The organism is Leptospira noguchii serovar Panama str. CZ214, from assembly GCF_000306255.2.
Taxonomy (GTDB): Bacteria; Spirochaetota; Leptospiria; order Leptospirales; family Leptospiraceae; genus Leptospira; species Leptospira noguchii.
Window position 1 is genome coordinate 81,207 of sequence record NZ_AKWY02000014.1, and the last position, 20,904, is coordinate 102,110.

Consider the following 20,904-nt stretch of genomic DNA (forward strand, 5'->3'; position numbering starts at 1 on the left):
CTTATTTTGTGAATTACACTTAAACTTAACAAGATGTTGTAAATCAATTTTAAACCTCAAGTAAAGCGTAAAAATCGATTCAAAAAATCAAAATCATGCTGTACGAAGAAAATGTTTTGTATATTTTTGGCTTTCTATCGAATCGATTCTAAGGCGTTTAATACGTAAGGAAGAATATGAAACCGAAAATGAAATCGCCCATTGTATCCGTAAATGGTCTTTCCAAATATTATGCAAACGGATTTCAGGCGCTAAAAAACGTTTCTTTGGAAATTCAAGAAGGGGAGATCATCGCTTTATTGGGTCCAAATGGAGCTGGTAAAACGACTCTGATTTCGATCATTTGTGGAATCGTAAATCCAAGCGAAGGTTTTGTTCATGTTTCCGGAAAAGACATTTTACAAGATTTTAGATTTACTAGATCTCAAATTGGTCTTGTTCCTCAGGAACTCAGTGTCCACGCGTTTGAATCTGTATGGGCTACGGTGAGTTTTACGAGAGGTTTGTATGGAAAATCACCTAACCCTGATTATATTGAAAAACTTTTAAAATCACTTTCTCTTTGGAACAAAAAAGATCAGATGATACTTACACTTTCTGGAGGAATGAAACGTAGGGTTTTGATTGCAAAAGCACTTTCTCACGAACCTAGGATTTTATTTTTGGACGAGCCAACTGCGGGAGTGGATGTAGAACTTAGAAAAGATATGTGGAATATAGTTCGTAATCTACGGGAAAACGGAGTCACTATCATTCTCACTACACATTATATAGAAGAGGCTGAGGAAATTGCGGATCGTATTGGAGTGATCAACAAGGGAGAGTTGATTTTAGTAGAAGATAAAAAAGAACTAATGCAGAAGTTGGGAAAGAAACAACTCACAATCGATCTAAATCGAACCTTAAAAAAAATTCCGACAACTTTGAAATCGAAAGGACTGGAGATTGTTGGAAACGGTAGACAACTTCTTTATACATACGATTCTCATGGGACTCAGACTGGAATTTCTTCTCTTCTTCAGGATTTAAAAAAAGCTAAAATTGATTTCAAAGATTTGAATACTACTCAAAGCTCTTTGGAAGAAATATTTGTTCAGTTGGTATCAAAATGAATTTATACGCGATCAAATCCATTTATATTTTTGAAATGTCTAGAACTTGGAGAACACTTTTTCAAAGTATTGCTTCTCCCGTTATTTCTACTTCCTTGTACTTCGTGGTTTTTGGTTCTGCGATCGGCTCTAGAATTCAAGAAGTGGATGGAGTCGGTTACGGTTCGTTTATAGTTCCCGGTTTAATTATGTTGTCTTTGTTGACGGAGAGTATTGCTAATTCTTCTTTTGGAATTTATTTTCCTAAGTTTACTGGAACGATTTATGAAATTTTAGCAGCACCAGTTTCTATGATGGAGATAGTGATCGGTTTTGTGGGCGCCGCGGCTACAAAATCTGTGATCTTGGGAACGATTATGCTTGCTACAGCTTCTTTATTTGTTCCGATTAAAATTGCACATCCGATTGTGATGGTTCTTTTTCTTCTTTTAACTTCTATTTCTTTTAGTTTGTTCGGATTTATTATAGGGATCTGGGCGGATAGTTTCGAAAAGTTGCAAGTGATTCCTTTACTCATCATTACTCCTTTGGTATTTTTAGGTGGAAGTTTTTATTCTGCAAATATGCTTCCTCCTTTTTGGCAAAAGGTAACTTTTTTAAATCCGGTTCTTTATTTAGTGAGCGGATTTCGTTGGAGTTTTTACGAGATCTCTGACGTAAGTGTGGGAGTAAGTCTTACGATGGTTTTTGTATTTCTTTCGATTTGTTTGGGTTTGGTTTGGATGATTTTTAAAACCGGCTACAAAATTAAAAAATAAATTTTGAATATGAAATCAGATCATTTACGATTTGAAGGCAAGAGAGTTTTTATTGCAGGTGGTTCTACTGGAATTGGAAAAGGACTTGCACTGGAGTTTGCAAAACGAGGTGCAAATGTAGTTGTTTCTGCTAGAAATAAAAAAGTTTTGGAAACGACCGTTGCCGAATTGAGAACGATCGGTTTTAAAAACGCAATCTTTGGTTTTGTGGTCGCGGATGTTTCCGATGTTTTGCAAATTAAAAAGGCTGCAAACAAGGTTCTCAAAATTTTAAGAGGTCTAGACCTTCTTATATGTAACAGCGGTTATGCGAAAGTAGGTAAGGTTGAGGATTTAAGCGAATCGGATTTTAAAACATTGATGGATGTGAATTTTTTCGGACATGTGAACTTGGTTCGTGCCTTTCACGGTCATTTTCTAAAACAAGGTTTTGGAGATATTGTTCTTGTTTCTTCTATGCTTGCTACGTTTTCTATTTATGGTTACGGAGCTTATTCTGCAAGTAAGTTTGCGATTGTTGGTTTTGCACAATCCTTACGACAAGAAATGATGTTTCACGGAGTGAGAGTGAAAGTTTTTCTTCCTCCAACTACGGATACTCCCGGTTTAGAAAAAGAAAATCGGGATAAACCAGATCTCGTAAAAGAAATGGAGATGGGTTCAGTGATCAATTCGGTTCACTCCGTAGAAAAAGTAGTGAACTCATTTATGAATTGGTTTCCTAAAAAGAAATTTTTAGGTTACGCCACTTGGGATTCTTGGCTTCAGTATTTTTTAACGAGACATTTTCCGGAATGGGCGTTGAGGATTGCAGACGACGAACTTAGAGCCGCACAAAAAAGATTAGAACAAAAAAACAATTACTAATCTCTATACAATTGAAGTATATTTAAAAGGTCGGTTTTTTCAAAAAAGTTTTATTAGAGTTGTTGAAAAATTAATTCGCCCTTCATTTCTGTTTCATAGAAACGGTCGATTAAAGCAATTTTGTTAAGCTGAGCTATGAAATTTTTCAACAACTCTATTCATTGAAACAAATGGATAAAATTGTTTTGTGAATACAAAGAGACAGAATATTCACACCAAATGACTTGTTAGAAGATCTGAGTGTTTTAGAATACGGTTTCTCATTTATAGAATTTTTTCCTAATTACTTGAAATGTTTCTATTTTGAGAATTAGGAATTTTGAATGTAGGAACAACAATAGTCACTAATTTTTTTTACATCCATTTGAAATCTGGATTTTGCAGGAACTTCAAAACTTTGACCACCTTTGATTTCTGACCAAACTTCTTGTCCTGGCAGTTTCACTAAAAGTTCTCCGTCTAAAATTTCCATAATCTCTTTTTCGTCTGTTCCAAAGTCGTATTGACCCGGCATTAAAATTCCAAGAGTCTTTTTGGTACCGTCTTGAAACAAGATGCTTCTGCTTGTTACATTACCATCGTAATACACGTTCGCTTTTTTTATGATCGTTACGTTTTCAAACTGTGACATATTTACTCCATCAATTGAAAATAAATTTAAATTTTAAAAAGAATCTAAAAACTTTTTTGGGGAAGTTTCTTTTCGCAAGACTTACAAAGTAAATTAGGAAAGATACAATTTTACTGTGGAAACAGAACTTTGAGAACCCTTTGAGTTTTTTCGAGGATTTTTATCAAAAGCGAATTTGGAAATGAACTGGATGGAAATTTTAAAATTTTGGATTTGAATTCGTGTTTTTTGTAAAAAATACCTTTCTGACTCTTATAGATTCGGATTCTTTCATTGATTAGCTTATAACTTGATAGGACTTATTTTGGAATACCAATTATAGTTTTCTTATCAAGGGAAATGATCTTTTTATGAATTCACGTCTCGGCTTATCTTTGATGTTCGCGGTAACATCGTTCTTTGTATTTTGTTCTCAAGCCGATCGGGTTAGTATAGACTCTTCTTCAACAGCCGGGCTTCTTTTTCAAGGTAGTATGGAGGTCTTCTTAATGGAGAATCAAAATCAGGACGATTCTCCAATTACTTCCGAGGAACCAAAGGAAATTACTTCTTTTCGTTTTCAAGCCACAGATCATTTTTTTGTCACTGACTTTGTAGGAGAAGTTTCTGAAAATAGAATTATAATTTTGGTTCCGTTTGGGGCGATACCTCGTTTGAAAGCTACTTTTGTAACTACAGGAGTAAGAGTAGAAGTAAATGGTGTTCCTCAATCCAGTGGACAGACTATAAATGATTTTTCTTCTCCACTGACTTATAGGGTAATTGCAAGCGACGAAAGTTTTCGGGATTATGCGGTTCAGGCTCTTCCTATATTTCGTCTAACGGATGCGGGGCAGACTAGTTGTTATTCGTTTTGTTTTGACGATCCTGGTCAGGACGCGGATTACTCTACGGGAACCCCATCTACTTTTCAATCCAATGTAATTATGCCCGGTTATACTCCACAGCCTGTGACTTTTGATCGGCAAACTGGTTTGATTTGGGGATATTGTCCCGTTGGTGGAAGTAATACTATTTGTTCCATGCCTTATAATTATACTCAGTTGTCTGCTTCGTCCTATTGTAACAATTTGAATCAGATGAATGCAGGATTAGGATACGCAGGTATTCAAGGTTGGAGGCTTCCAGAAATCGAAGAGCTGATGACTCTCAGCACTTATAAAACTCCCACTAACGCTTATATCAATCTAAGCGAGTTTCCTTTAGGGGACGTACAACTTTGGTCAAATACAACTAACGCAGTCAATACGAACGAAGCCTGGGGATTTAGTTTTGATATTGGGTTTAACACTTCTACCAGTAAGTCCATTTCTTCCAATATGAAGGTTCGTTGTGTTTCTGGTAGTAGAATGCCCGATCAAATCTATTCTGATTTGAATAATGGAGCTGTTCGGGACGATAGAACCAATTTAGTTTGGCAGAAATGTTCCGTTGGACAGACCTGGTCGCCTAATTTTCCCGATTGTAATTTAGGAAGTCCAACTATTCATAACTTTGTTTCTGCTTTATATACATGCCAAAATTTGAATTTAGCGGATCGTACTTGGAGACTTCCTAACGTTCACGAACTGAGAAGTTTATTAGATTTTTCTTCTTCTTCGGCAGGTGCGAAAATTGATCCGATTGCTTTTCCTAATACTCCTGCCGTATCACAGTATAACGCTAGCAATTCCATTCCACATACACAGGTGTTTAAAGTTAATTTTACAAATGCTACAATCAACACTGCCGCGTTGAGCACCCAAAGTTATTTACGTTGTGTCAGTGACGGCCCTTGAGCGAGGTTTCTACAGATAATCATTTTATTTATTAGTAATTTATTATATTTTTTTGTCCGTGGTTCCTAATTTTATATTATGGTTATTGAATGTAGATTGACAAAACTGTTTCCATTCTACTACAATGGAAACAGATGAAAATTAATTTTTAAACGACTCTATTAGAACTTTTTAAAATTTATTTTAACGTGAGTTCGGCATAACAAATGCGAAAGCGATTGTAGCGGAAATTCCGAAGGAATTGGAGCGAAAAGCGCGGTCGTGAGCCATTTTAACTATGAAATTTGCGAGCGATTCGCCCCAATTTTCTTACGTCGAACTCACGTTATTTTATAAAAGTTTTTTCTTTTTTATCTGCTCGGCGAGTTTATAATCCGTTGAGTTTTGGGTCGTAACTACAGCCAGATTTGAAAGATGTGGGAACTCTTACAATCTTTCAATTTTACGGTTAAACTTCTTTTGCGATTTCTTTTTCTTCTGCAGACTTTCTTAATTCTTGAGTCAGATTCATTGAACAAAAATGAGGGCCACACATAGAGCAGAAGTGTGCTGTTTTCATCCGATCTTGTGGAAGAGTTTCGTCGTGAAATGTTTTTGCGGTTTCGGGATCCAAGGAAAGTGAGAATTGATCTTCCCAGCGAAATTCAAAACGAGCTTTGCTTAAGAGATTGTCCCTGTCAATTGCTCCGGGATGTCCTTTTGCTAAATCGGCGGCGTGAGCGGCGATCTTATATGCGATTACACCTTGTTTGACGTCTTCTTTATTTGGAAGACCCAGATGTTCTTTCGGGGTCACATAACAGAGCATAGCCGTTCCGTACCAACCAATCATAGCAGCACCGATTGCAGAAGTGATATGGTCATAACCGGGGGCGATGTCCGTTACGATAGGTCCTAACGTATAAAACGGTGCTTCTTGACAAAGTTTCATTTGAAGATCTACGTTCTCCTTGATGAGATTCATAGGAACATGTCCGGGGCCTTCTATCATAACTTGAACGTCTTCTTTCCAGGCAAGTTGGGTCAATTCACCCAGAGTTTCTAATTCTGAAAATTGGGCCTTGTCATTTGCATCTGCGATCGAGCCAGGTCTAAGTCCGTCTCCCAGCGAAATAGAAACACCGTATTTTTTCATTACCTTTAGAATTTCGTCAAAATGAGTGTATAAAAAATTTTCTTTGTGGTGTGTTTGACACCATTTTGCAAGTATAGAACCTCCTCTAGAAACGATTCCGGTCACTCTATTTGCAGTAAATGGAATGTATTTTAAAAGTACTCCCGCGTGAATCGTAAAATAATCTACACCTTGTTCTGCCTGTTCTTCTAAAGTTTCTAAGAAAACTTGAATATTCAAATTTTCTGTTTTCCCTTTTACTTTTTCTAGGGCTTGGTATATAGGAACAGTACCGATCGGAACGGGTGAATTTCTTAAAATCCATTCTCTGGTTTCGTGTATATTTTTTCCCGTAGAAAGATCCATAACTGTGTCTGCACCCCATTTGATTGCCCAGTGTAGTTTTTCTACTTCTTCTTCGATTGAAGAGCCAAGTGCGGAGTTACCTATATTTGCGTTTATTTTTACTAGAAAGTTTTTACCAATAACCATTGGTTCGAGTTCGGGATGATTTCGATTGGAAGGCAAGATTGCCCTACCACAGGCAATTTCCGAACGGACAAATTCTGGTTCCATATTTTCTCTAAATGCTGCATAACGCATTTCTTCTGTGATGATGCCTTTTTTAGCAAAATACATCTGGGAATGGTTCGAATGATTGAAACGTTTTTGAATCCATTCTTTTCTAAAAGCTGGGATTCCGTTTTTATAATCCGAAGGTTGTTTTCCAGAGAGAGCCCCTTCAGTATGATAGGATTGATATTCGGTTCCGTCACTAAGTCGGATCGGTTTATAAGGAATTTGTAATTTTTTAATAGGTTCCATAGATTCTCCTGGAGTTGGTTTAGAGTTGGAACCGAAGCGGAAATAAAACCTTAAGGTTTCGTAAGAATTCTATATAAACAAAACTTTAAAATGAATTCAAAAATTTGAATATATAAATTTTACAGGTCCGTTTTCCTACGCAGGTCTTATCCTGATCAGGTTCCGGGGACTCTCTCAGAGGTTCATACAGTGAACCCCACCCCCAACGTCCAAGTAAAGATTTTGCTCTTAAGTATTTTAAGACAAGTAGAAAAAAGTTTTTATTGTTTGTCTTTAGATTGTTTGAAGTGTTCTACCTATTTTTGAATTTATGGCATTTTGAGAAAGGTTGAGATTTGAGTTTTTTGTTTAAAATCTGTCCCAAAAGATCTTAAAGAATCTCTATAAAATTCAAAATTGGTGATCGTCCAATCAAGTTTTTCCATAAAATCGTTATTTGGCGATTATTATCTAATTTAAAATTTATTTTGTAAAAGTTTTTCTTTTTATCTACTCGGTAAGTTTATATTCGTTTAGTTTTCTATATTAGAATTGTTGAAAATTAGTCGTCCATCAACTTTTGCTGCATGGAAACAGTCGATTGAAACGGTTCTTTTGAACGAACTATGGAATTTTTAAACAACTCTATTTTTGAAATTTGATTTTAAAATAGTAGAATACATTACTCATATTGATATTTATTAGATTTTACTACTGATGTTTGCGTAATAGATTAACTTTTTATATAGTTTGGAATGGTGAAGTTATTTGGTTTTTAGTCAAAATGTTCTATTTCCCATTCATTATCATTAATATAAATTTGATTATTTTCACAGACAAGTTCATTTACACAGAAAAAAAATTTTTCAATTGATTTATCTTCTAAAACAAATCGATCCTTATGAATTTCAAAATATCTAAAATCTGTACCTCTATAAGATTCAGCCAGAAGAAACCGATTATTTCCCAAAGAAAGAAAATCAAAATTGGATTGAGATACTGAAAAACAATCTAAAATATTAGATTTTCGGACTAAACACAACTCTTTATTATCCACCGAAGTATATTTCAAAAAAGCCGAATAAAGAATTAGCCTAGTTTCTGCATCTATTTTGTAATCCATCAATAAGTTAATTGAAAGTTCTGGAAATCCAATTCTTTGTTTGATTTGTTTTTTTAACTTTGGTTCCAAGTTAGACAGATTCTGATCGGGTTGAAAAAATTTATTATCTTCATTTGGAAACCATTCTTTCCAAGTATCTGTTTTTCTGACTTCGTATAAAGAGCGTTTGGTGAGAATGGGTCGATCTTGAAATGAGATTTCCGCTTCTGCAACTCGTATCATTTGTGCACAGGCTTGAAAAGTACAAAACTGATCTTTATACCAGATAGGATAACGAACCTTTAAAAGTTTTTGTTCCGGATCAAAAGTGTAGTTACGACCTTCAATTTCGATGTAAAAGGGAAGTTTTTTATTTCCTTTTGCAGTAAGTATCTTTCTGGAATCGATGTCTATTTTTTGACAGCATAAGTTCAATAGCACAGCCAAAGCCAATAAAAGAAAGGATTTGTTTGGTATTTTAGTATTTAGAAATTTATAAAAGCTGAATGTTAGATGATCTTTCATGATTTTAATTGCTGGTGTATTACTCAAAATTATACAATAGGTGTTCAACATTTTTTTATTTAAATAACGTAAGTTTGGCATAATCAATGCGAAAGCGATTCTTATGTTGTGTCTAAAACACTATTCGTAGAGAACATTTTGCTTGAGTTTAAACGCGATCTGTTTCATCGAATTTTTAATTCGCTAAAATTTTCTCCATGAATTTAGGTTAAATAGAGTTGTGATAAAAGTTTATTACTTTGTCTCCGTATATTGATATATTTTATGCCATATTGATGAACTAATTTATTTGCAATTTCTAATAGAAACGAATAAAAAGAATAGATCTAAATTAGAGTTGTTGAAAAATTCCATAGTTCAGACTAACTGCTTCAGTTGACCGTTTCCGTAAAGTAGAAACATATGGAGGATTCATTTTTCAAAAACTCTAATTTTTTGTTTTTTAAATCAAACCTAGAAAATATACAGAGCAAAAAATTATTTTTTTTGAATATTTAAAAAATAATATATAATTCTAAATTATTAAATTTTATGTTCAATTGCAAATTCGTTCCCAGAATCATGTTCGGCGTGGACGAAGAAAAATAAAGGCAATTTTTCTATTTTCCGAAAACCTTCTCCCTGCGTTAGGCGATTTATCATTCTTTCAAAAGATTCCTGTGAATAAATTCTATCCCTGTGTTCTAAATTGTTTTCATAGATTGTATCTTTATCAGTTCCATTGTAGGTTTTGTATTTTATTTTTGCTTTTTCAACGTTTTTGTAAGTTTCGATACAAAGATAGTATGAAAATCCATCGTCTTCGTAATCCCATTCCATAAGAATTGCACCTACTTTAGAATCTGAATTTTTAGAATTGCTAAATTCGTTTAGAATAGAATCGATTTCTTTTGCTAAACTTTCCTCGATGGGCGAAAGTTTTTTAGGATCGGATTTCCAGCCAGACTGAGTGTGTAGATCCTTTAGTTCTGCGAATTTAAACGCTGTTTGATGAGGTATCTCTAACTTAAAATTAGATTGTGTGATATCTTTCGTGTCAAACATCTTTCGTTCTATAATTTCGGATCGATTTCGTATTAATTCTATACAATCTTTTTCTTTGAAAAATGTTTCGCTTACGAATTTGCTGGAACCGTTTTTTAATAAAAATTGAAATACCGTTAGGTCGATCAAAGGTTTTAGATCATTGTCTTTGGCTAACTTTTCGGCCGTATAACCACGGTTTAACGCTTCCATCACGGCTCTAATTGCAGATGTTGTATCTTCTAGTTTTACATAAACGCAGGCCAGATTGAGAAAAAAAGTTCCTAAATCGGTTTGGACTTTCCAGGGATCCCCTAATTCTGTGATTGCTTCTGAATATTGTTGCATTAGAAAATACGCAAGTAGAACGTTTGTATAAATGTTTCCTTTGTCAGTGTCGATTTTTTGAATTTGGTCTCGATAATTTTTCCAAATTAAAATCGCTTTTTCTGGTTTAGAATTGCTGATACAATTTGTTAGTAAAATATTGAAAGTGTCTAAATTGAATTTTAAATCGAGAGAGATCTTGGCCCATCGATCTGATTCTTCAAAATTACCTAGTCTTCTATAAGCAAATGCAAGATGGGAAGGAACTCGCCAATCATTTGGAAAGACGTTAATTGCTTGGAGTCCTGCTTCGATCGATTCTTTCCATTTTTCTTTTTGAATATTCTTAAATTGTAAAGCTCTATTTGGCCTAAGACCTGTGTCTTTAGCGTCTAAGGACTCTAACCATTCTACAATTTCTGTATGGTTATTTTCCAGAGCTAAGATATACGCATTTGTATTTTCTTTTTGATTTTCGGCTTTTAAGTCGGCGCCAGCTTCTGCCAAAAGTTTGGCTAATTCCAAATTTCCGTTTTTTACGGCCCACATTAAAGAAGAACGTCCTTTCCAGGTTTCGTGAGCGTTTATATTTGCTCCCGCTTTGATAAGTAAAGATACAATTTCTAAAATTATTTTCTGATTTTCGTTTGGATGAATACAAACGTGAAGAAGAGCTGTTTCTCCGGATTCTAGATCTACAACATTTGGATCGGCTCCGGCATTGAGAAGGAACTCTATTCTTTTTAAATTTGGTTGTCTGAATGCTGAAGACGTTACTGCATTTTTAAGCGCGGTCTTTCCTTTTTCTTTTCCTGTGTTTACGTCGAAACCATATTCTAAAATTGTTTTTGCCGCGTCCGGAAAACGGGCCGGGATCTGACAATCGTCGACTAAAAAGTGTAAAGCACTTTGCTCGCGTTTATTTTTTGCGTTTATATCTGCGCCGTTTTCAAACAATACTTTCAAAGCCTTCGGTCTTAAAATCGCTTTTCTACCCAAGCTGTAAGAACTGATCGGCAAAGCTGAAAACCAAATCGGCGCCTCAAGTCCTCTTACATCAACTATTTCGTTTGGATCGACTCCGTTTTTGAGTAGTTCTTTAATTGTTGATTCGTCTTCGTTTTCGATGGCCTGTAATAAAGATAGATGTAATTCGTTTAGATTTGTGTTCATTGTATTTTTATGTGTAATTTAAATTTTGTATATTATTATATTTTAATTTTTGAATATGTATTTTGAAATCTTTATAAAATTCTAAGATAATGATTTAAGAATTAAATTTTTGCAAGAGATCTTCGTTTGGCGACAATCATTAAAACTCGCCTTAACGTATAATTGAATCCCGTTCTGTGCTAAATGTATAAGTCATTACTCCGGTTAGTTTAAGGACGATCATTGAATTTACAATTGATTTTATAAGTATTTTTTTGTTATTAGCAAAATTTTTTTCTAACAATGAACATATGGTTTATTGTATTGGAGTTATTGAGAAATTTCATAATGGCGATTTACAACGCTGCTTGAATCGATCGTTTTCATGAAACAGAAATAGACGGAGAATCGATTTTTCAACAATTCTATTTCATAAAAATTTACTGCATACTAACGCGAAAGGGATCGATGCGAGGTAAATAAATTTGAAATTTAAGTCGAAATATCATATTATGTTTCCTTTATGCAATTTATTTACCAGAGCTGAGAGCCCGGTCCGGCTGCCTGGGCAAGCCGGATTCGCCCAGGTTTTCTTGCGTCGAACTCATGTTATATTATAGTTATTGAAAGTTCTATGGTTCAGATTGACAAAGCTGACTCAAACCACCGTTCCCATAAAATAGAACAGATGTAGAATTGATTTTTTAATATTTCTATTTTATTTATGAAGTAACTCCTGTACAATTTTTTGAAATTCGGGATTCTCTTCCAAGAGGGAAAAATGTTCTCTTGCCCACAAAAAATGAGTTTTTAAATGTTCCGTTTTTTCCAGTCGACGCAAATGTTGTAATGCCAGTTGTGGTTCTTGTATCAAACAAAAATATCCGGCCAGAGTCAAAGCTAAGCGATTTGAATGCACCGTTTCTGGTGAACGAGGTAAACGATCTGCGATGGCTTTTATATATTCTGGTTTAGAACTTTCTTTGAGGTATGTGAATAAAAAAAGATTCAGAGTTTCGGAAAGATCATCCTGAGATACTTCGTTGAATTCATCTTCATAAATTTCGAGCCATTTGTTTTGTCCGAAAATTTGGGAAAAATAAAGATGGTCCTTTAGTACTCTTTGAGAGATGAATTTTTCCTCATTTAGAATTTTAGGTTTTTCTTTTCCTACCTTGAACAGAAGTTCCGGAGGATAATCGTCGTGTGCATACGATCGGTAGATGTAAAGAGGATTTGTTTTTTTGATTTTTAAAAATTCGGAACGCGACAGGGTCAATGCCAATGCTTTTTCAAAAACGAGGTCGAGCAAATCGTTTCTGAGTCGGGAATGTATTTCTTCATAGCTCTCTTCTGTAGGGACAACCTTCGAAAACACAAAATCAAAATCTACTGCGGGTTCGCCTCCATCGAACTCGTTGAGTATATCTTCCGGATCGTTGTTGCCGGTAGCAAAACAAAACGAGAGTCCTACGTCCCCTTTTAAATCGTCCCAAAAAAATAGTACACCACTTAACTCTTCTTCGATTTGGGTCGCTAAATCTTGCCAATGTGCGTCCAGTTGACGCACGGCTTCGATAAAAACTTTTTCCCATGAAATATTTGTCAGTGTGTTGAGTGCAGCTTCGTTTTCCTGTCCAAGTTCGGAGATAATTTGCTCCGTGCTGGTTTTTAAATCGGCAATAAGATTTTCCGGAACGACGATGTCGTTTTTTTTAGGACTACTTACAATTTGTAAATTTGAAGTTTGTGTCGGTTCAAATTCAGTCCAAACTAACTTTCCGTCTCTTGTAAAAAACTGATTGTAACTAGATGTTTTAGGGCTCGGAGAAAAACTAACTTTGATTAAACCCGATAAAGAATTATCAATATGATTGTAGATCGGAGGAAGAATATATTCTCCTGAGGTATTGATCAATCCGTATTTCTTTTTGATTTCTACAACGGCCACACCGTTTGAAAATCGGCTGGTCCTAGTAAAGGTTGGTTGTATTACCCAAGTGCCTGTTGGGTCTATATAACCCCATTTATTTGTAAGTGCGTCTGCGAAACCTTCTGAAAAATCTCCTGTAGATCTGAATTTTGTCGGGACCGCTATTTTTCCGGATGTATCAATGTGTCCCCATTTACTTTTGTCGTCGTGAATTGCAGCAAAACCTCCGGAAAATCCATTAGAATATTCAAATATAGGATTGATCTTATAATTGCCGGTTAAATCGATAAAACCGTGTTTTTTAGTTTTTTTATCCCTCACGTTAGCTAAACCTTCTGAAAATCTGCCAATCGATCCGAACTTAGGCTGGATCATATAACGGCCGCTTAAATCAACCACTCCATATAGATCATAGTCTTCGTTGGCTATCGCTACTGCCTGATCTTCGAAATAGAGCGAAGCAAGAAATTTAAAAGGGATAATCAGTTGTCCCGATTTGTCGACGGCTCCCCATTTTTGATTTTCACTAGATTGAACACTTCCAAGTCCGTTTTTGAAATTTTCTGCTCCTCCGTATTGAAAGGGAATTACAACTTCTCCCTCTAAGTTCATGTAGCCGCATTTATACCTACCTCGTTTTTCTTCTATATAATAAGCTATGGCAAGACCTTCGTGGAATTGTCCTAAATCCGTTCCGGTCTGAATTTCGAATATCGTTTCATTTCTTTCGTTTATGATAAATTTTTTACCGTCTTTTTTTACTTGGGCGAATCCTTCGTGAAATTCTTCTGCATTTTCGTATTCCGGTTCGATCGTCCATTGACCAAGCGTATTAATATATCCTAATTTACTGTTTTTCTTGTCGTTCGACCAACTTCGCACGGGAAACAAGATTTGATCTTTCATAAACTTACGTAATCTTCCAAGGGCAGCAGTGAGATGTTCTGCAGATTTGCCGTTTCGATTTTTTGTTTTAATTGGGAATCCACTATCATAAGATTTGGTTCTTCGCCTAATCGAAATAGTCTATGTCCATTTGCAAGAGTGGGATCGATAATCGGATTCTTCAAAATTAATCTTCCAGCGGGACTTTTATCAATTCCACTTTTGAGACATGAAATGATGTTAGTGACAACGGCCAGGAAATATTCTGCTGTTTTATCTCCAGATCGTTCTTCGATTAGTTCGACCGGATAATAGATTATATTATTTATTTCTAAACTATCAAAAATAGATTTTAGTTTTTTCGAAAAAAGAGGTAAGTCCGCGGTCATTATATCCGGATAGATCGTTTCCTCTTCTTCGTCAATGGTTACCGGTAATTGGATCGGCAGATTCTTTACTTCGATCTTTTTTCCGAGCATTACGTCTATCATATCAATTTCATCCGGTATATCTCCGATAAAAGGAATATTCCACTGGCCTTGGACTTCATCCAATATGAAATGACTAGTAAATTGATTCATGCGAAATTCCTAATGTAAAAATTTATCTGATAAATTGTGTCGTCTAAGAAAAAATCAAGAACAAACTTAATTCCGCTTTTATTGAACATTTTTATACTTAAGTTGTTTTAAGTCACAATCGTTTTCGTCCATATCAGTTCGAACTCCAAGAAAAGTAGGTTGATACAAAGAACCACCTCGATAGGCGTATAAATAACGTACTTCTATAATGTCGTTTTCTTTAGGCATTTCAAAATTAACCGGAATTGTAACGTTACCGACAGAAACCCAATCGTTTCCGTTGTAAAGACGCATGCTAACGCTACGTTTTAGATTTACCTCTTCCACGCTGACCGTAGCGGTTTCATAAAATTTGAATTTAATCTGGGAACCTTTGCTTGCAGGACGGCCCGCTTTATAAGGAGCATTCAGATCTTTGAATACAATTCCTTCTTTTTGTTTTTCTCGCAATTCTTCGAGTAAAAGTTTTTTGTCTTTTGTGGAAGTGACCAATTTTACGATACGAAAAATAGGATCTGTATTTTTTAAAATAGATTCCAGTATCGTATAACGTTCTTGATATGGAAGGTGTTGAATATCGTTTCCGTCTTTCGAAAAAATGTCAAAAGGATAAAAAACGTCTCCGATTACTTCTCCGTCTAAAATAAAATCTTCTGAAAAACCAAGAGAGTAGTCGTGTAAAATTTGCGAAATAGCAATGATTAAACCTTTACGATTGATTCCTTCTACGTTGTCTCCGATTTTACGAATCATCATACGATTTCCGTCTAATTTTTCTTGAGCCCCATATTGATCGTTTTCGATATATGTGGAAAGTTCATCATCATCAATTGGATTGAGTAGTTGGCAATGAATCCCACTGATTCGTTCTTCTTTTGTAGAGTGTAGATAAGGAGTACCGGATTCTACTTCCGTGTATCCTTTTGCCATCTTAGAATGTACGAGCTGGCGCATGATTTTTTGCGCGGCTTCGTAAGATACAGGCTTTGAGGTTTTAGTTCCGGTTTGAAGAGAACTTCCCCGTCTACCAAAAGCGAAATGAACCACATAACCTTCTCCTGCCGGATCTATGTTTACGTGATAAACTTTATCGCTACCTTCACCTTGATAATAAAGACTGATTTTATTGAACTCCGTAGAATTTTCTGATGGAAGAGTTTTTGGATTTTGTTCTTGAGCTTTCAAGTCAACTTTTTGAGAGTGAGATTCGGCGGGTTTTATCATTTTTTGCAGCGACAACTTTATTTCCTCTTCGGTTTGCGGAACGGAAATGTTGTTTTGTTCTTTATGAACCTCTTTTGAGGATTGATGATTTTTATTTTCAATGGAATTTTTATAATTCTCTTTTTCCAATTTTGGATTTTCGGGCTTTGTAGTATTTTCTTCTTTTTGAATATACCCTTTTTTTAATTTTTCAGAAAATAGTTTCTGAGCCTCTTTTAAACATTTTTCTTCGTTGTCAAAAGTTTTAGTTTGAGAGGTTCCCGACGTGCCGGTTTTGCCGTAAGTGACGGTAAAAGAATTTCCTGAAACTTCTATGTTCCAAAATTTGTCCGATGAGCCGTCTTTGAATGTTAGGTGGTGATTCATTTTATGGATCCTAGATGATTTGAAATTGGAGTTTATTAAGTAATTAGTATATTTAAATTTAATAATTTTATCAATTGATTGAAATATGCTCTTTGTTTTTTGGCGGTTCCAAAAAATTATGAATGAGTTATAATATTAGAGTTGTTGAAAAATGAATTCTCCATCAATTTCCGTCTTATGGAAATGGTTTTGTTGATCGCCCACTATGGAATTTTTCAACAACTCTATTCTAAACTAAAATTATTACTCAAATTTAAAGTTATCCATCATGTAATTTAGAATCTTGCATGATTCAGTTTTATTTTTTTACTTTGATGTACATATCTCCGTTTTCTTTGATTTTATATTCCACGTAATCCGACTTTTTTACAGCCTCTTCCACTTGAGAGAGAGTCACGTCGTGGTATTTGGTTTTAGAGATGATTTCCTGTATGGCGTCGACGTGATAAAACGAATCGTCTTCGATCGTGCAGATCGCTTTGTAATTCTTCTTATTTTTATAGATGAACGGAATCAATCCGACTATCTCTGCGATCGGATCGGTGAGGCTCGTGATAGATACAGGAGTGCTAAAATCACCCGTATCCAGTATGTATTTAAATCTTTTTTCTTTTTGGTTAAAGAAATCGTATTTTTTTTCACCTTCGGGAGTTTTAATGTAAATATACTTGCTCTTTTGTTTGCCACAGATAGAAATCATGTCTTTGAGGATTTCTGTAAAATCTTTTCTTTCTGCTCTTTGCTCTAAAAGTTTTTCTCCAGCCTCCAAAGCAAGTTCCGGTTTATAGTCGCTGTTGTCCGCAAGCGCTCGTAGTAACGGATCTTTAATTTCTGGATGGATATCCAATTTGAGTGGATCACGTGGAAAGGAAACTGTTTTGTTTTTTTCCAATCGATCTTTATTGAAACGTATCTGAAATTTTTGGATCTGTTCGTCCGTAAGAGGAGTGCCGTTGATATTCAACTGTTCTAATTCTGTAAAGTCGTGTAGAAATTCAAGGTCGTTCAATTTTGTGTCTAGCAGAGAAAGTTGGAGTAACTTTTTTAATTTTGCTACGGTAGAAAAATTTAACTCGGAGCATCTATCCGCGGTTAAAAAATTAATTTCTTTTAGCATAGAAACGTCTTTGACCGGAGTTCCGGAAATATTCACACTAAATAGCTTTTTTTTAGCCAGAGCCAAAATTCCAATATCGGAAACGGAAGTGTCGCTGAGATCTATGATCCCTAGTTTGAATTTTTTTTCGGACAGAAGCGCTTCTAAAGGTTTTAGATCGGAAATTGCAAAATTACTTAAATTCAATTTTTCTAAAGTTAGTATTTTTTCAAACGTAGGTTCCTCGTCTTTCAATTTGTTACGGAAAGCCTGTTTCCAGGCTTCGCTTAGATCATTCCACCAGTTTGTTTTTAAGTCTGCAGAAGGATCTGCAGGACGTTCTGCGATCGGGATTTCGACTTCTATTTCGAATTCGTCACAAAGTTGTTTTAGAAAGAGTGAGCCAATATTATAATATACTGGATTGATTTCGTCTTCCAGTTCGTGGATCACCGGAAAAATGGCGGGCTCACCTTCTTTATTTTTTTCGGTCGGATGATAGATCCAATCGGAATTGTCCCTGTAGTGGAGTGGACAAAACACGTTACTTTCTTTGCCATCGAAAATGTCATAGACCCGATCTCCTTCGTCGAAAATATCAAAATCAAAATCACATTTTCCGAGTTCTAACCGATTTGTTTTTAACGTGTTGTGTTTTTCAATTAGATTTAAAAAAGACTTAGGAAATTTTTTGTAGGACTTTGAATTACCAGGAGCTGCGGCTGTAAGAGTATTTCCGTTTTTAAATTCTACTACCAACGTATTTCCGTTTATTTTTGCCGCCTTAGAATGTTCAAAAATTTTACGAACTACCGGTTCAAATCCGGGAGAATCCGCAAGATAGGAAAAGTGTTTTGTTAAATCGTTTTGTAAATTTTTAGAATCGGCGATCTCTTTCCATTCTTTGAGAAAGTCGTTGGAAATTTTTTCTTTTTGGGAAGAAGTTTGAATATACCCTTTTTTTAATTTTTCAGAAAGTAATTTCTGGGCCTCTTTTAAACATTTTTCTTCGTTGTCAAAAGTTTTAGTCTGAGAGGTTCCCGACGTGCCAGTTTTGCCGTAAGTCACGGTAAAAGAATTTCCGGTAACTTCTATATTCCAAAATTTGTCCGATGTGCCGTCTTTGAATGCTAGATAGTGGTTCATTTTATGGATCCTAGATAAGTTTTTAAGTATATTAAAGATTTATAAATAAATGATTCTATACGATGAGACTTTGGGCTCAATCGTTTAAAATGTATCGCTTTGTGGTTCGATTTTACTTTTTTTAAATCTATAAATTTATATCTTCTGTCTTTTTTTTTGAGACACTTTTTAAAATGTATAAAACGGATTGTAAATAAAATTTTCTACAAGATCTGTTCTAATGAACTTTTAGGCACAGTATTTTTTTCGTTTTTTAATAAGCGCTCCTTACTATCATAAAGAAATAACTCTTAAGATTGCGGGTCTATTTCTGTCAAAAAAACATAAATTTTGGAATAGATACGATCTTGTGCCACTGAGTACAACCCTCAGTTTAAGTTTAGATGTCTTACCGTCTTAATCTATTGTTCGACAGAAATAATTTTCAAAAAATTCAACTTAACTGAATGAATCTCATTTATAATCAAATTTTCAGTTATACCTGCTGTCTTTAATTGCACAGAACTTATTTCGAAAAACTTTTCCCATTTGAATTATCTTTCAAAGTGGCTCTTGCGGCTTCTTTGATTAGTTCGGAACTGAATCGGTGTTCTCGCTTTGCAATTTTATCTATTTCTTTTAAAATTCTTTTCTCAAAGGAAATATTGACGGTTTGATTCTATATAAAGTTTGTATATGGTTAAATTTTACTTTAAAGTTTAATTTCGACATTTAACGAATATTAACAATAGAGTTGTTGAAAAGTTAATAGTTTTTCTTTGATGGAAGCGTCGATTGAAGCAGTTTTGTTAAACGCCACTATGGGATTTTTCAACAACTCTAATGATCAATCATAAAAATGAAAACAGTTCAACTTACCAAAGGCTTTCATTTTTTTTAAATCGATAGATTCTTTTTCTGAAAAAATCTCGCCTGAATTCTTGTCTATAATAAGACTACACTAGGCAGCCATGAAAACAGAACCAACTCAGCTACAAAAACCGGATTTAACGATTCATAGAATTTTAGAGACATTGAGCGTAATCTCTTTCGTTTTACTTTCGATTTATTTTGGTTATCAATTGACTCGATTATTTTTAGATTATTTTACCGTTCATTCCTATTTGGTTTGGATGTTTCCTTTGGTAGTTTTACTTTCTTGGCTCGGAGCTGATTTTCTTTCGGGGCTGGTTCATTTTTTGGGGGATAGCGTAGGTTCTGAAAACACTCCTATTTTCGGACCCGCGTTTATATTTCCGTTTAGGGATCATCACGTGGACCCGAAAGGAATTACAAGACACGATTTTATCGAAACCAACGGAAATAACTGTCTGGTTTCTTTGCCTATTTTAGTATATTATGTTTTCTTTTGGGAGTCTGGTGGAGTATTTAGTTATTTATTTGCTTCGTTTTGGTTTTTTCTTCTTTTGGGGATTTTTGCCACCAACCAAATTCATAAATGGGCGCATCAGGACTCTCCCTCAACGTTTGTAATTATATTACAAAAATATAAATTGATTTTAGGACCAAAACACCACGGGGTTCATCATACTCCCCCGCACGATACTTATTTTTGTATTACTACTGGTTGGTTGAATCCGATTTTGAAATATGTAAAATTTTATGAAATTCTTCGTTGGATGTTGAGGATTCCCCCTGTTGTTAAATAGGATACAATTTTCTAAGAATGACTGGAATACAGGCGAGGATGAAACTTCCTTCTCCTAAAATTCTATAGAGCTGTTTTTTTTGAAAAAAAGATTCAAAAAATAGAATGTTTACCGGAATTAAATAACCGAAACTTAGGTAAAAAAATTCCGGTAGAATTTCCCATTGATTTTTATAAAGCCAAATCAGATTGAATAGAGTTCCTATTCCGGATAACGTAATAACCAATTTTTTTAATGTCTTTTGTGAAACCCATCTTAGAATCGATTCAGCGTTTTCTTTTCGATCCATTTCTATTTCCATATAAGAATTTACGAATGAATTGCAAAGTGTGGTCAAAAAAAATAAACCACACCAAATTTTCCAATCGGTTTTAGAAGTAGATAGGATCGGGGCGAACCAAATTCCTGCGGTATAAAGGATTGCAACGGAACATTCTTTCCAAAAAAAAGAAACTTGAAAGTAGGAACACACGAAATGTATCGCTACGAAAATTCCAATTGTCAGTGCGACTAATAACGTTTGTTCCCCTAGAAATAAAATTCCGTAGATAGAACAAAAAATTCCTGTTAAACCGGTCATAATAATTAAGAATATTCTGTTTTTATAATAAAATTCATGTCTTGGATTTGTGCTTTTTTCACCAAGTTTCCAACCGTCCATCCAATGATCTGCGCTGTAAATTACCCAAACCGTAGTAGGAAGTAATATCCAAAATTCTGTCTTTAGATCCGAATTTAAAACGTAAGAAGCAAACCAAGCCGAAGAAACAGCCCCACATACTATATCAATACTTAATACATTCCAATAATAGAATATTCTGTAAAACATAG

14 protein-coding genes, 1 pseudogene and 1 riboswitch are annotated in these 20,904 nt (G+C 34.8%); of the genes and pseudogenes, 5 read left to right on the forward strand and 10 right to left on the reverse strand.

The features are described from left to right. Nucleotides 1-176: 176 nt before the first annotated feature. From LEP1GSC059_RS05430 to LEP1GSC059_RS05440, 3 genes are read left to right on the forward strand one after another with little or no spacing between them, the layout of a single operon-like run. On the forward strand, nucleotides 177-1,112 hold the full coding sequence (locus LEP1GSC059_RS05430) for an ABC transporter ATP-binding protein (protein WP_017215581.1): 936 nt from the start codon (nucleotides 177-179) through the stop codon (nucleotides 1,110-1,112). Then, a complete protein-coding gene (locus tag LEP1GSC059_RS05435; RefSeq protein WP_017215582.1) occupies nucleotides 1,109-1,870 on the forward strand; it encodes an ABC transporter permease in 762 nt (253 codons plus the stop codon). Before LEP1GSC059_RS05430 ends, LEP1GSC059_RS05435 begins: the two co-directional genes overlap by 4 nt. 9 nt (nucleotides 1,871-1,879) lie before the next feature. Further along, nucleotides 1,880-2,737: an SDR family NAD(P)-dependent oxidoreductase gene (locus tag LEP1GSC059_RS05440; RefSeq protein ID WP_020980436.1), complete on the forward strand. Its 858-nt coding sequence runs from the start codon at nucleotides 1,880-1,882 to the stop codon at nucleotides 2,735-2,737. 310 nt (nucleotides 2,738-3,047) lie between these two features. On the opposite strand, the gene ppnP is transcribed toward LEP1GSC059_RS05440, so the two are convergent. Further along, nucleotides 3,048-3,368, reverse strand: a complete 321-nt coding sequence (ppnP, locus tag LEP1GSC059_RS05445; protein ID WP_002177988.1) for a pyrimidine/purine nucleoside phosphorylase — start codon at nucleotides 3,366-3,368, stop codon at nucleotides 3,048-3,050. A gap of 350 nt (nucleotides 3,369-3,718) precedes the next feature. On the opposite strand from ppnP, the gene LEP1GSC059_RS05450 reads away from it, so the two are divergent. Continuing rightward, nucleotides 3,719-5,146, forward strand: coding sequence for an Lcl C-terminal domain-containing protein (locus tag LEP1GSC059_RS05450; RefSeq protein ID WP_017215584.1), 1,428 nt, complete (start codon nucleotides 3,719-3,721; stop codon nucleotides 5,144-5,146). Between the two features lie 448 nt (nucleotides 5,147-5,594). Here the strand turns inward: LEP1GSC059_RS05450 and thiC are convergent, their stop codons facing one another. The 8 genes and pseudogenes from thiC to LEP1GSC059_RS24825 all read right to left on the reverse strand — a co-directional run. Then, the gene (gene thiC / locus LEP1GSC059_RS05455; protein WP_017215585.1) at nucleotides 5,595-7,085 is read right to left on the reverse strand and encodes a phosphomethylpyrimidine synthase ThiC; all 1,491 of its coding nucleotides are present in this window, start codon (nucleotides 7,083-7,085) and stop codon (nucleotides 5,595-5,597) included. A gap of 115 nt (nucleotides 7,086-7,200) precedes the next feature. After that, nucleotides 7,201-7,299, reverse strand: a riboswitch (TPP riboswitch). 540 nt (nucleotides 7,300-7,839) lie between these two features. Continuing rightward, a complete protein-coding gene (locus LEP1GSC059_RS05460; protein ID WP_017215587.1) occupies nucleotides 7,840-8,691 on the reverse strand; it encodes a hypothetical protein in 852 nt (283 codons plus the stop codon). A 522-nt stretch (nucleotides 8,692-9,213) separates the two neighbouring features. Next, nucleotides 9,214-11,214 carry an ankyrin repeat domain-containing protein gene (locus LEP1GSC059_RS05465; protein ID WP_017215588.1) on the reverse strand — a complete coding sequence of 667 codons (2,001 nt, stop codon included), beginning with the start codon at nucleotides 11,212-11,214 and terminating at the stop codon, nucleotides 9,214-9,216. A gap of 697 nt (nucleotides 11,215-11,911) precedes the next feature. After that, entirely contained in the window at nucleotides 11,912-14,032 is a 2,121-nt protein-coding gene (locus LEP1GSC059_RS05470; protein ID WP_020980431.1) for a WG repeat-containing protein, read from the reverse strand. Further along, nucleotides 14,029-14,592 (reverse strand): imm11 family protein, encoded by a 564-nt coding sequence (locus LEP1GSC059_RS05475; protein ID WP_017215590.1) that lies wholly within the window; start codon nucleotides 14,590-14,592, stop codon nucleotides 14,029-14,031. The genes LEP1GSC059_RS05470 and LEP1GSC059_RS05475 overlap by 4 nt, the downstream gene beginning before the upstream one ends. A gap of 78 nt (nucleotides 14,593-14,670) precedes the next feature. Next, the gene (locus tag LEP1GSC059_RS05480; RefSeq protein ID WP_017215592.1) at nucleotides 14,671-16,182 is read right to left on the reverse strand and encodes a WGR domain-containing protein; all 1,512 of its coding nucleotides are present in this window, start codon (nucleotides 16,180-16,182) and stop codon (nucleotides 14,671-14,673) included. 298 nt (nucleotides 16,183-16,480) lie between these two features. Then, nucleotides 16,481-18,424: a WGR domain-containing protein gene (locus LEP1GSC059_RS05485; RefSeq protein WP_017215593.1), complete on the reverse strand. Its 1,944-nt coding sequence runs from the start codon at nucleotides 18,422-18,424 to the stop codon at nucleotides 16,481-16,483. 543 nt (nucleotides 18,425-18,967) lie between these two features. Further along, a pseudogene (locus LEP1GSC059_RS24825) lies at nucleotides 18,968-19,067 on the reverse strand (CopG family transcriptional regulator); the annotation flags it as partial. Between the two features lie 307 nt (nucleotides 19,068-19,374). On the opposite strand from LEP1GSC059_RS24825, the gene LEP1GSC059_RS05490 reads away from it, so the two are divergent. Beyond that, nucleotides 19,375-20,073 carry a fatty acid desaturase CarF family protein gene (locus LEP1GSC059_RS05490; RefSeq protein WP_002177812.1) on the forward strand — a complete coding sequence of 233 codons (699 nt, stop codon included), beginning with the start codon at nucleotides 19,375-19,377 and terminating at the stop codon, nucleotides 20,071-20,073. Here LEP1GSC059_RS05490 and LEP1GSC059_RS05495 read toward each other — a convergent pair. Then, nucleotides 20,066-20,902, reverse strand: a complete 837-nt coding sequence (locus tag LEP1GSC059_RS05495; protein WP_020980438.1) for an LA_0991 family prenyltransferase-like protein — start codon at nucleotides 20,900-20,902, stop codon at nucleotides 20,066-20,068. The genes LEP1GSC059_RS05490 and LEP1GSC059_RS05495 overlap by 8 nt on opposite strands. Between the last annotated feature and the right edge of the window lie 2 nt (nucleotides 20,903-20,904).